At 60.0% G+C, this 12,695-nt stretch carries 10 protein-coding genes; 2 read left to right on the forward strand and 8 right to left on the reverse strand.

The window, feature by feature from the left end; genetic code table 11:
- Nucleotides 1-39 precede the first annotated feature (39 nt).
- From purU to glyA, 6 genes are all read right to left on the reverse strand, one after another.
- Nucleotides 40-906 carry a formyltetrahydrofolate deformylase gene (gene purU / locus B9H00_RS06800; RefSeq protein ID WP_086900014.1) on the reverse strand — a complete coding sequence of 289 codons (867 nt, stop codon included), beginning with the start codon at nt 904-906 and terminating at the stop codon, nt 40-42.
- A 75-nt stretch (nt 907-981) separates the two neighbouring features.
- Nucleotides 982-1,617 (reverse strand): sarcosine oxidase subunit gamma, encoded by a 636-nt coding sequence (locus B9H00_RS06805; protein ID WP_086900015.1) that lies wholly within the window; start codon nt 1,615-1,617, stop codon nt 982-984.
- A complete protein-coding gene (locus B9H00_RS06810) occupies nt 1,610-4,651 on the reverse strand; it encodes a sarcosine oxidase subunit alpha family protein (RefSeq protein WP_086900016.1) in 3,042 nt (1,013 codons plus the stop codon). Before B9H00_RS06810 ends, B9H00_RS06805 begins: the two co-directional genes overlap by 8 nt.
- Nucleotides 4,648-5,037, reverse strand: coding sequence for a sarcosine oxidase subunit delta (locus B9H00_RS06815; RefSeq protein WP_086900017.1), 390 nt, complete (start codon nt 5,035-5,037; stop codon nt 4,648-4,650). Before B9H00_RS06815 ends, B9H00_RS06810 begins: the two co-directional genes overlap by 4 nt.
- An 11-nt stretch (nt 5,038-5,048) precedes the next feature.
- The gene (locus B9H00_RS06820) at nt 5,049-6,299 is read right to left on the reverse strand and encodes a sarcosine oxidase subunit beta family protein (protein WP_086900018.1); all 1,251 of its coding nucleotides are present in this window, start codon (nt 6,297-6,299) and stop codon (nt 5,049-5,051) included.
- A gap of 47 nt (nt 6,300-6,346) precedes the next feature.
- Nucleotides 6,347-7,681 (reverse strand): serine hydroxymethyltransferase, encoded by a 1,335-nt coding sequence (gene glyA / locus B9H00_RS06825; protein ID WP_086900019.1) that lies wholly within the window; start codon nt 7,679-7,681, stop codon nt 6,347-6,349.
- A gap of 366 nt (nt 7,682-8,047) precedes the next feature.
- On the opposite strand from glyA, the gene fdhA reads away from it, so the two are divergent.
- Nucleotides 8,048-9,235, forward strand: coding sequence for a formaldehyde dehydrogenase, glutathione-independent (gene fdhA / locus B9H00_RS06830; RefSeq protein WP_086900020.1), 1,188 nt, complete (start codon nt 8,048-8,050; stop codon nt 9,233-9,235).
- Nucleotides 9,236-9,484: 249 nt separating this feature from the next.
- Here the strand turns inward: fdhA and B9H00_RS06835 are convergent, their stop codons facing one another.
- Complete coding sequence (locus tag B9H00_RS06835; protein ID WP_086900021.1) at nt 9,485-10,591, reverse strand: hybrid-cluster NAD(P)-dependent oxidoreductase; 1,107 nt, start codon at nt 10,589-10,591, stop codon at nt 9,485-9,487.
- A gap of 357 nt (nt 10,592-10,948) precedes the next feature.
- On the opposite strand from B9H00_RS06835, the gene B9H00_RS06840 reads away from it, so the two are divergent.
- Nucleotides 10,949-12,235 carry an aromatic ring-hydroxylating oxygenase subunit alpha gene (locus tag B9H00_RS06840; protein ID WP_086900022.1) on the forward strand — a complete coding sequence of 429 codons (1,287 nt, stop codon included), beginning with the start codon at nt 10,949-10,951 and terminating at the stop codon, nt 12,233-12,235.
- Between the two features lie 98 nt (nt 12,236-12,333).
- Here B9H00_RS06840 and B9H00_RS06845 read toward each other — a convergent pair whose 3' ends face one another.
- A complete protein-coding gene (locus B9H00_RS06845; protein WP_086900023.1) occupies nt 12,334-12,582 on the reverse strand; it encodes a hypothetical protein in 249 nt (82 codons plus the stop codon).
- Between the last annotated feature and the right edge of the window lie 113 nt (nt 12,583-12,695).

The following is a 12,695-nucleotide window of genomic DNA, read 5'->3' on the forward strand; positions in this document are numbered from 1 at the left end:
GATCAAAAACAGGCCGCACAGCGTGCGGCCCGGAAGGACTCAATGGCCAAGCACGACCGTGCGACCTGAATAGAGAAACACGCGGCGCTCAAGGTGATAACCGATCGCCCGGGCCAGCGTCAGGCACTCGATATCGCGCCCCTTGGCGACCAGGTCCTCAGGGTAGTGGGCATGATCCACCGTCTCGACGCCCTGAGCGATAATGGGGCCTTCATCAAGGTCATTGTTGATGTAATGCGCCGTGGCACCCACCAGCTTGACCCCCTTTTCATAGGCCTGATGGTAGGGTTTGGCGCCCTTGAAGCCAGGCAACAGCGAGTGATGAATATTGATCGCGCGCCCGGCCAGCACGTCACACATGTGCGCTGACAGCACCTGCATGTAACGCGCCAGAATCACCAGCTCCGCATCGGTACGCTCGATGATGTCGAGAATCTGCTGCTCCTGCTGCTCGCGGGTCTCCGGCGTGACCGGCAGATGATACCAGGGCAGACCGTGCCACTGCGCCAGCGGCTCCAGATCGGGATGGTTGGAAACCACCGCACAGATTTCCATTGGCAGCTGATGGGTCCGGTAGCGATACAGCAGATCGTTCAGGCAGTGATCGGCCTTCGAGACCATGATCACGACTCTGGTACGCTTATTGGGCGGCGTCAGTTCAAATGACATGTCAAACGCCTGCGCACGCTCGCCGAACTCTTTTTCAAAGGCATCAGCGCTGAAGTCATCTTCCAGCGGGCGAAACTCGGCGCGGATGAAAAACCCTTCGTTCAATCGATCATCGAAGGAGCTGAGCTCCGTAATGTAGCAGCGCTGCTCCTTGAGAAAGCGCGTGACGACATCCACGGTGCCCAGAAGGCTGGGGCACTGTGCCGCAAGAATCCAGGTATCGGCGGTTCGGGTCATGGCATTTCTCTTGTTTTATGTAGAGCGGATGAAAAAAGGGCCGGAGGCGCATGCCCCCGGCCCTCTGGTCAGGACCTAGCGTGTAACGCTGACGCCGTATTCTCTTGAGGCATCCAGCAACCAGCGATAGCAGTAGTCGGCGAAGCTTCGGCGAATCACCAGCTCCCAGCCATCCTCCTCGGCCCGGCGCAGGATGACCGTAGCCTTGGCAAAGACCGTGGACACCCCCTTGCCAACCGGGAACGCGTGCGGGTGCACATCGTAGGAGATGGACTTCATCAGCACTTCACGCGCCCGATTGCCCTTGAGCGATACGACTGTCTGACCGCCGCTGACGTTGACGATGCTGAAGTGGGCCTGGCCCAGCGACTGGCGCAGCTTCTGCTCCAGTTCAAACTCCTCGCCACCGGGTACAATGACCAGCCACTCATCCGGAGAGAGCCACTGGATCGAGCGCTCACCGCTGTCATCGCTCACCAGGGCAAGCGGTTTGGCCGGCAGGGCAATGCCCATCACTTCGCGAATGGCCTCATCCATGACGATGGCGCCACCGCGCAGGATCAGCTGCCCCAGAAAGGGCTTCTCGCTGATGATCACACCCGGATTGGAGGCGTGTGGCAGCGACTTCTGCTCGTGCACCGACCATGCCAGGGGTGACTCGGCCTTCGACGTGTCGGCCGGACGGGTCTCGAATTCCTTGACGTCAGACATTCTGGCGCTCTCCCTTGGGGTCGATAAAGACGGTGCTGACGACTTCGGCCTCATGCATGGAGCCGTCGGACATGGGCAGATAGACGGTCTCGCCCATGCGCTCACGTCCCTTTTTCAGCACGGCCAGCGCAAAGCCGCTGTCGAGTTCTGGACTGTAATAGCTCGAGGTCACATGCCCCACCATGCTCATGGGAATCGCCTCGTTGGGATCGAGTACGATCTGAGCCCCCTCTTCCAGCACCACTTTCGGGTCCTTCGGCTTCAATCCTACCAGCTGCTTGCGGTCACCACGCATGGTATCCGGGCGGCTCAGGGCACGCTTGCCGATCCAGTGAAATGGCTTGTCGTAGCCGATGGCCCAGTGCATGCCCAGATCTTCGGGCGTGACCGAACCGTCGGTGTCCTGACCCACGATGATCAGTCCCTTCTCGGCGCGCAGGACGTGCATCGTCTCGGTGCCATAGGGTGTCAGGTTGTATTTCTCACCGTGCTCGAACAGGGTCTGCCAGACCTGCATGGCATAGTTGGCCTGGACGTTGATCTCGTAGGCCAGCTCGCCGGTGAACGAGATACGGAACACGCGGGCCGGTACGCCGGCAACGTTGCCTTCCTTCCAGTCCATGAACTTGAACTTTTCGCGATCAAGATCGATGTCCGTGATTTCCGACATCAGCTTGCGCGCATCCGGCCCAGTCACGGTCATGGTAGCCCAGTGGTCGGTCACCGAGTTGAAATAGACCTGCAGCTCCGGCCATTCGGTCTGGTGCCAGAGTTCCAGCCATTCCAGTACAGATGCCGCGCCACCGGTGGTGGTGGTCATCAGGAAGTGGTTATCCCCCAGACAGCTGGTGGTACCGTCGTCCATCAGCATGCCGTCGTCTTTACACATCAGGCCGTAACGAACGCGGCCCGGCGCCAGTTTGGCCCACTTGTTGGTGTAGACACGCCCCAGGAATTCACGGGCATCCGGACCCTGAATGTCGATCTTGCCCAGCGTCGAGGCGTCCAGAATGCCAACGCCTTCACGCACGGCGAGACACTCACGGGCCACGGCGTCATGCATGCTCTCCTTCTTGCCGTTGGCGCTGCGCGGGAAGTACCAGGGGCGCTTCCAGAGGCCCACGTCCTCGAACTCGGCACCGTGCTCGACGTGCCACTGGTGCAGCGCGGTATAGCGTTTGGGATCGAAGAGCTCGTCGCAGTGACGGCCCACGATGGCACCAAAGGTGATCGGCGTGTAGTTGGGACGAAAGACCGTGGTGCCCACTTCAGGAATCGAGCGACCCAGGCAGCGTGCCGCAATGGCCATGCCGTTGATGTTGCCCAGCTTGCCCTGATCGGTACCAAAGCCCAGCGCGGTATAGCGCTTGACGTGCTCGATGGACTCGAAGCCTTCTCGTGTGGCGAGTTCGATGGCCGAGGCCGTAACATCGTTTTGCATGTCCACGAACTGCTTGGGGGCCCGCGCGCCCTTTTTCTCGTGCGGCACCTGATACAGGGCACAGGCCGGCGCTTCGCGGCGCGCTCTGGCTTCCGGCAGATTGATCTCTTCGGCGTCGTCAAAGCCGCTGTCGATGGCGGCCTGACGTCCGGCACGGGCGCCATCGGCCAGCGTCTCACCCAGCGCGTAGTGGCCTGCCACGCCACCGGCGGCCAGCATGCCCTTGACCTCGCCGGGCACAAAGCCCAGCAGCTTGTCATCCCACTGTGGGCGCGTACCGGTGTGCGACGACAGGTGAACGACCGGGCTGTAGCCGCCGGAGCTGGCGATGGTGTCGCACTCCAGATCCTCGATACGACCGGTGATCACGAAATGATCCAGATCAACCGCTGATACGCGGGCACCGCTGACGCGCTGCGTGCCCTTCGCCTCGATCACGGCACTGCCGGTGATGACGCGAATGCCGCTGTCACGGGCCTGGCGCACCAGATCACCGTCGGGATTGGAACGTGCATCCACGATGGCCACGACCTTGCGACCCGCTTCCTGCCAGTCCAGTGCCGCACGATAGGCGTGATCGTTGCTGGTGGTGAGTACCAGGCTGTTGCCGGGGATGACGCCGTAGCGACGGATGTAGGTCGACACGGCGCCGGCGACCATGTTGCCGGGCAGGTCGTTGTTGGCATAGACCACCGGGCGCTCATGAGTACCGGAGGCCAGCACTACGCGGGTGGCCCGAACGCGATGCATCCGCGCCCGCGGCATGCCGGGGAAGCCGGCATCGCTGGCAGTGTCGGCCAGGTGCTCGGTGCGACGCTCGTGCAGCGTGACAAAATTGTGATCGTGATAGCCGTTGGCGGTCGTGCGCGGCAGCAGCGTCACGCCCTCCATTGACGCGAGCTCGACAAGGGTCTTGTCGATCCAGGACGCAGCGGAGACGCCATCGAGAGTCTCGCGGCTGTCCAGCAACGACCCTCCCATCTCTTCCTGCTCGTCGCACAGAATGACACGGGCACCGCTACGGGCAGCACTCAGCGCCGCCGCCAGCCCGGCAGGGCCGGCGCCAATGACCAGCACATCACAGTGGTGGTGCATGTGGTCATAGATGTCCGGATCGGACTCGGTCGGTGCGCGGCCAAGGCCTGCGCCCATGCGGATGTACTTCTCGTAGGTCATCCACATCGAGGCCGGTGACATGAAGGTCTTGTAGTAAAAGCCCGGCGGCATGAAGTTGCCGCCCAGCTTGCCGACCCAGCTCATCACATCGCGCTGAACGTTTGGCCAGCCGTTGGTGCTGCGAGCGACCAGACCGTTGTAGAGGCCCTGCTGGGTGGCACGCACGTTGGGCACCTGAGTGTCCTTGCGAGCGCCCAGCTGTACCAGCGCATTGGGCTCTTCAGCACCGGCGGCCACGATGCCGCGGGCACGGGAATACTTGAAACTGCGGTTGACGATGTCCACGCCGTTGGCCAGCAGCGCCGAGGCCAGCGTATCACCGGCATAGCCCTGATAGCTCTGACCGTTGAAGGTGAACTCGAGACCGTGCGAGCGATCGATCCGACCGCCTGCTGAAAGTCGATTGGTCTGGGTCATGACGAGGTCTCCTCGTTAAGCGCCTTGTTCTCGGGCCGGGCACCCACGGTCTGCCAGCCGCCATCGGCCGACTGTACGCCCTGCTCCTTGCGTACCCTTTCGGTTTCAGCCGTGATGGTCGGCTGTTCGCCCATCGGGTAGGTCTCAAGAATGTCGTAGGTCACCGTGTTACGGGTGATGTTGAAAAACTTGCGACAGCCCACCGAATGCACCCACAGTTCATGGTGGATACCGCGCGGGTTATCGCGGAAAAACAGGTAGTCACCCCACTCTTCATCCGTGGTGTTTTCCGGGTCTTCGGGGCGCAGAAGATGGGCCTGACCGCGGGGATGAAATTCCTCTTCCTCGCGGTGCTCCTTGCAGTAAGGGCAGTAGATATAAAACATGATGGCTCTCCTCAGTGCGCCACGCCGGCAGCGCCGTGCTCATCGATCAATGCACCGGTATGGAAACGGTCGATGGAAAAGGGCGCAGCGATGGGGTGCATTTCGCCTTTCGCCAGACTGGCCGCAAACACGTGTCCCGAACCGGGGGTGGCCTTGAAGCCGCCGGTGCCCCAGCCGCAGTTGAAATACAGCCCCTTGACCTTCGTCTTGGACAGAATCGGACAGGCATCCGGGCAGGTATCCACGATGCCGCCCCACTGACGGTTCATGCGCACCCGCGAGAACATCGGGAACATCTCGACGATCGCCTGCAGGGTGTGCTCGATGGTGGGGTAGCTGCCGCGCTGACCGTAACCGAGATAGCCGTCGATGCCGGCACCGATGACCAGATCGCCCTTGTCGGACTGGCTCACGTAGCCATGAACGTGGTTGGACATGGTGACCGTATTGAGGATCGGCTTGAGCGGCTCGGAGACCAGTGCCTGCAGCGGATGCGACTCCAGCGGCAGCTTGATGCCGGCCATCTTCGCCAACACACCCGAGTTGCCGGCCGCCACACAGCCAACCGTATGGGCTTCGATGTCGCCACGGTTGGTGTGGACCCCCAGCACCTTGCCATCACGAATCTTGAAGCCGGTCACTTCGGTGTTCTGCAACAGATCCACGCCATGCGAGTCGGCGCCGCGGGCAAAGCCCCAGGCGACCGCATCGTGACGCGCCACGCCGGCACTTTTCTGCCAGGAAGCGCCCATGATCGGATAGCGTGCCCGATTGGAGATGTCGAGCTCGGGCTCGATCTCCTTGACCTGCTGCGGCGTGACGACCTCGCTGTCGATGCCGTTGAGACGGTTGGCATTGACGCGGCGCTGGATGTCACGCATGTCCTGCAGGGTGTGGCCCAGGTTGAGTACGCCACGCTGGGAGAACATTACGTTGTAGTTCAGATCCTGCGACAGCCCCTTCCACAGATCCAGCGAATGGTTGTAAAGGCGTGCGGCTTCGTCCCACAGATAGTTGGAGCGAACGATGGTGGTGTTACGCGCGGTGTTACCGCCGCCCAGCCAGCCCTTTTCAATCACGGCGACGTTCTTGACGCCGAATTCCTTGGCCAGGTAATAGGCCGTGGCCAGCCCGTGGCCGCCGCCACCGACGATAATGACGTCGTAGCGCTTTTTGGGCTCCGGGTTGCGCCACTGGCGCTCCCAGTTTTCATGATGACCGAACGCATGTTTAACCAGTCCGAAGCCGGAATAACGTTGCATGAGCTTTCTCCTTGATCGGCTCCGTTGGAGCCCGCTGTCGGCCGTATTCAGACTACGGAGGTTTCACTCTCGAGCCGCTGGTTTGCAGTCCGTTCCGGTCGCTGACCGTAGACGGGATAACGCGTGCACAGTGACTCTACCTTGCCACGAATTTCACTCTCGACCGCATCGAGATCCTTCTGCTGCGCCAGGGCATCCAGAATGTCGCAGATCCAGGATGCCAGCGCCTGACAATCCTTCTCGACAAAACCACGCGTGGTCACGGCCGGGGTACCGATACGCAGTCCCGAGGTGACAAACGGGCTTTGCGGGTCGTTGGGCACGGCATTTTTGTTGACGGTAATGCAGGCGCGCTCGAGTGCGGCATCGGCATCCTTGCCGGTCACGCCCTGCTTGATCAGCGAGACCAGAAACAGATGGTCATCGGTGCCGCCGGAGACCACGTCAAAGCCGCGGCTGATGAATACCTCGGCCATGGCGCGCGCATTGGCAATCACCTGGCGCTGATAGTCGGCAAAGTCCGGGCTCATGGCTTCCTTGAAGGCCACGGCCTTGGCCGCGATCACGTGCATGAGCGGGCCGCCCTGCTGACCGGGGAATACCGCACCGTTGAGCTTCTTGTAAAGCGTCTCATCACTGTCGGCAGACAGGATCAGACCGCCGCGCGGGCCGCGCAGTGTCTTGTGGGTCGTGGTGGTCACCACGTGGGCGTGCGGCAGCGGGCTCGGATAGAGACCGGCAGCGACCAGACCGGCGATATGCGCCATGTCGACCATCAGCCAGGCACCGACTTCATCGGCAATCTCGCGGAAACGCTGCCAGTCGATCACGCGTGAATAGGCTGAAAAGCCGGCAATGATCATTTTGGGCTGATGCTCACGGGCAAGCGCGGCCACTTCGTCGTAATCGATCTGGCCGGTGTCCGGATTCAGACCATACTGTACGGCGTTGTAGTATTTGCCGGAGAAGTTCGGCGCAGCACCGTGAGTCAGGTGACCGCCGTGTGCCAGGCTCATGCCCAGAATGGTATCGCCGGGCTTGACCAGCGCCATGAATACGGCGGCATTGGCCTGAGCGCCCGAGTGCGGCTGAACGTTGGCATAGTGAGCGCCGAACAGTTCGCAGGCCCGCTCGATGGCCAGGGTCTCGACCTTGTCGACAAACTCACAGCCACCGTAATAACGACGCGCCGGATAGCCCTCGGCATACTTGTTGGTCAGCTGCGAGCCCTGCGCCTGCATGACGTAGCGGCTGGTATAGTTTTCGGAAGCGATCAGTTCGATATGCGCTTCCTGCCGCTGTGTTTCTTCAGCGATCGCCTCGGCCAGGCCCGTGTCGTAATCAGACAGCTCTGCGCTGGGGGAGAAACCATGATGAAGCATCACGCCTCCTTATCATCAAGTCGTTTGTTATCCGGGAATGAGTCGAATGCAGTGCCAGGGGGGTATGTCGCACGCTATCCTGTTGCGATGGTATCGCTGCTCCCCTGCCCTGAAATGCTTGCCGACGTCACTGCCTGGTGTATTTGCGACATGCCTGTCACTGCGCGACAGGCATAAGACCATGGGATAACGAGGTCGCCCAGCCACCTTGAAGCGTCGCGCACGGACAACTCTCCCTTCAGCCCCTGCTCCACTCTAGGCTTCCAGGCATACGTTTCGGCCGTTTCCGTGCACTCTTGTGGTGCAAAACGCGTTCCGCTGGCCTGGTATCTTTAAACGCAAGTGATGGCACCAGGAGGTTTCAGCATGTCAGACAATCGCGGCGTGGTTTACATGGGTGCAGGCAAGGTCGAAGTGCAGGACATTGCCTACCCGAAAATGGAAACGCCCAACGGCAAGCCCATCGACCACGGAGTCATCCTGAAGGTGGTTTCCACCAACATCTGTGGTTCGGACCAGCACATGGTGCGAGGCCGCACCACCGCACCCCAGGGCATGGTACTGGGTCACGAAATTACCGGTGAGGTGATCGAGAAGGGCAGTGACGTCGAATTTCTTGATATCGGCGATATCGTTTCCGTCCCCTTCAACGTGGCCTGCGGCCGCTGCCGTACCTGTAAGGAAGGCCATACCGGCCTTTGCCTGCACGTCAATGACGACCGTGCCGGCGGTGCCTATGGCTACGTCGACATGGGTGGCTGGGTTGGCGGCCAGGCGCGCTACGTTATGGTGCCGTATGCCGATTTCAACCTGCTCAAGTTCCCGGATCGCGATCAGGCGATGAACCAGATTCGCGACCTGACCATGCTCAGCGACATTCTGCCGACCGGTTTCCACGGCGCGCTGAAAGCAGGCGTTGGCGCAGGTTCTACCGTCTATGTGGCCGGCGCCGGCCCGGTCGGCCTGGCCGCCGCAGCCTCTGCGCGTCTGCTGGGTGCTGCTGTGGTCATGGTGGGCGACTTCAACCACAAGCGTCTGGAACATGCCCGCAAGATGGGCTTTGAGCCGATCGACCTGAACAAGCACGACCGTCTTGGCGAGATGATTGCCGCCGTCGTGGGCGAGCCCAGCGTTGACAGTGCCATCGATGCCGTCGGTTTCGAAGCCATCGGCCATGGCGGCAAGGAGCAGCCGGCCGTCGTCCTCAACCAGATGATGGAAGTCACTCGTGAAGGCGGCTCGATCGGCATTCCGGGCCTGTACGTGACCGAAGACCCGGGCGCGACCGAGAAAGCCGCACAGACCGGCAGCCTGAGCCTGCGTTTTGGTCTGGGCTGGGCGAAGGGTCACTCCTTCCATACCGGTCAGACACCGGTCGTTCAATACAACCGTCAGCTGATGCAGGCCATCCTGCACGGTCGCCTCAACATTGCCGAGATCGTCAATGCTCAGGTCATCTCGCTTGAAGATGCACCGAAGGGCTATGAGGAGTTCGATTCGGGCGTGGCCAGCAAGTTTGTGCTCGACCCGCACGGCATGCTGGGCGCTGCCTGATCGCAAGCTGTCCCATGCGCTGGTAGAGGCATGACCAAAAACGCTCGTGACCATCGGTCATGAGCGTTTTTTAATGGCTACCGTTTGAACCATGATTCTCTTGTGGCGGGTATTAATGGCCATCGTCGATTGCCGCTCAAAAAAGAGGCGGCGCTCGGTACATCGAGCGCCGCCTCCGGCCCATTGAACGACATGGACAATTCAAACGACACGGGCGGCTCGTTATCACCGCCCATGATTCACCCGATGTTAGAAATCCACCACCAGGTCGCTCTTGACGCGACTGCAGCACGACAGGATGTAACCCTCTTCGATGTCTTCATCCGTAATACCGCCATTGTGATCCATATCGACCTCGCCTGACTTGAGCTCGACCCGGCAGGTGCCACAGATCCCCATACCGCAGGCCTTGGGGATATGCAGGCCCAGCTGGGCCGCCGCACTATGCACCGTCTCACCGGGCTGGATCTGGACGCTCTTGCCGGAGGACGCAAATTCGACGGTCACCAAATCCGCCTCGTCGACGTTTTCGGCGGCTTCCTCGGCCATTTCGGCCATCTCGAGCGCTTCTTCCTTCACGTCGGCCGGCGTCGCACCAAACAGCTCTTCATGGTAGTGATCCATGTCGTAGTTGTTGGCACGCAGGATGTTCTTGATCGCATTCATGTAGGGCACAGGGCCGCAGCAGAAGATCTCGCGCTCAAGGAAGTCAGGCGCCATGAGCTCGAGCATCGGCTGGGTCAAAAACCCTCGATAGCCGGCCCAGGCTTCGCCAATGTCCTCTTTTTTCTCACAGACGATGTGCAGCTTGAACTCGGGGATACGCGAGAACATGTGCACGAGCTCACGGTGATAGATCACATCACGCGGGGCACGAGCGCTGTGGATGAACTCGACGTCCACGTTGGCATTGGTATCAAAAAACCAGCGCGTCATCGACATCAGGGGCGTGATGCCGACACCACCGGAGAGAAACAGGACCTTGTCGGCCGGGAAATCGATCGAGTTGAAGTTGCCGACCGGGCCATGGACGGCAATCTTGTCGCCGACGCTCATGTTGGCGTGCAGCCAGTTGGAAACCTTGCCGCCCGGCACCTGCTTGACGGTGATCGAGAAACTATAGGGGATGGAAGGCGAGCTGGAGATCGTATAGGAGCGCATGATCTGCTCTCCCTCGATTTCCAGTTCAAGCGTCACGAACTGACCCGGCTTGAAAAAGAACAGGACGGGCTGTTCCGCCATGAAGCAGAAGGTGCGTACATCCCAGGTTTCCTGGATAATCTTGACGCAGCGAACCTCATGGCGGCCGTTGGTCCAGGTCTGAGTTGTAACCGGATTGAAGTAGTTCATTGTCATGATGTTTTCTGCCTGGCAGTGCCGCAGCTATTCGCTCGCCGATCCGTGTTGACGACACGGTCCGACACCCTTTCAGTCTGGCATTCTGGTGACGCCTCTCGCACCAGGCTTGTCTGTCAGCGACACGCGCATACCTTTCACCCCCATTTTCTGTCTTTCATGGGCTTGTCAGGTCGTCGTGGCACTCTTTCATGTCGCGGGTAGACAACCGAAATCCATGGCCTTATACCACAATCGCCATCAATCAAGATGGATCAGTTTTCCATGAGTGAATACCAGGTCTCACACAACAAATAACATCCGCTCAACCGTATTGTCGCTTTCCCTCACACAGCGACAATGAAAAGGATATTTGGTATGGACATGACAGCTTCATATGGCCCGGATGATCCCCTGAACCAGGCCCGCCAGGCCGCGGCCGACCTGCTTCAGAACCGAAACCCCACCTACTCCCTGCCCCAGCCGTTTTATAACGACGCGCGTTTTTTCGCGCTCGATATGCAGGAAGTATTCGAAAAGGAATGGCTGTTCGCCGGCATGACCTGCGAGATCCCTTCCAAGGGTAATTTCATGACGCTGGAGATCGGCAGCAACCCGGTCGTCATCGTTCGTGGTGCCGAGGGTGTGGTTCATGCCTTCCACAATGTCTGCCGTCACCGTGGCTCCAGACTGTGCACCAAGGAAAAGGGCAAGGTTGCCAAGCTGGTCTGTCCCTACCATCAGTGGACCTATGAACTCGATGGACGACTGCTGTTTGCCGGCAGCGACATGGGCGTCGATTTCGACCTCAATCAGTTCGGTCTCAAGCCGGTCAATGTTCGCACTGCCGGTGGCTTTATCTTCATCAATTTGAGCGAAGAGCCGCCCGTCATTGATGATTTCCTGGTTACGCTCGAGCACTACCTCGAGCCGTATGACATGGACAACGTCAAGGTGGCCACGCAAACCACCATCGTTGAACAGGCGAACTGGAAGCTGGTCATCGAGAACAACCGCGAGTGCTATCACTGCAACGGTGCACACCCGGAGCTGCTCAATTCGCTGATCGAATTCGATGACACGGAAGACCCCCGTGCCACCGACAAGTACAAGGAGCTGGTCACTCGCAAGCAGGCTGACTGGAACAATGAGCAGGTGCCCTGGCAGCTCAAGCGTTTCGGCAAGCGCAACCGCCTGACCCGCACCCCGCTGCTGGATAACGTGGTCTCCATGACCATGGACGGCAAACCGGGCTGCAAAAAACTCATGGGTCGCCTGACCAGTCCCGACATGGGTTCGCTGCGCATTCTGCACCTGCCCAATTCGTGGAACCACTTCATGGGCGATCACGCCGTGGTCTTCCGCGTATTACCGCTGGGCCCGCAGCAGACCATGGTGACCACCAAGTGGCTGGTCCACAAGGATGCCGTTGAAGGTGAGGATTACGACGTCGAGCGCCTGCGCCACGTCTGGGATGCCACCAACGATCAGGACCGTCAGCTGGCTGAAGAAAACCAGCGCGGCATCAACTCGAAGGCGTATCAGCCCGGCCCGTACTCCGAAACCTATGAGTTCGGCGTCATCGACTTCGTCAACTGGTACGGCGAGCGGATGCTGACCCATCTGGGCCATGAGGCCCCGGCACTGCATCTGGCCAAGGGCTGAGTCGAAAGCTGATCGACTCAGGTTAAAAGAGTGGTAAAACATCAAAGGGACTGGCCACGATCCGTGTGCCAGTCCCTTTTTTTGTTTCGGCTCGCCGTTTATTTCGGCTCATTCAATGCCGGAAGCAGGTATTGATCGATGGCCTGACGCACCGACGGCAGCAGGATATCCGACCGGCTGACCAGCTCATCCACCAGCTCTTTCAGCCCCTCAACACCTTCTCCTCGATGCTTGCACAGGGCCATGCGCGCACAGGTATCCGGCCCTGCCCCCTCGGGGATATGGACGCCAAGTGCCACCAGCCGCATGCGAAAATCATCACCATCAATCAGATCGACAATCATCATCTTCACGCCCTCTTTTTGTTGCCCTTTGATCCATTCGATATTAAAGGCAATAGACGAATGGCGCGCTCGGCCGAGCGGCAATGGACATGTTGGCGTCGCTTTTAAATAAATGG

This window comes from Kushneria marisflavi (assembly GCF_002157205.1).
Taxonomy (GTDB): domain Bacteria; phylum Pseudomonadota; class Gammaproteobacteria; order Pseudomonadales; family Halomonadaceae; genus Kushneria; species Kushneria marisflavi.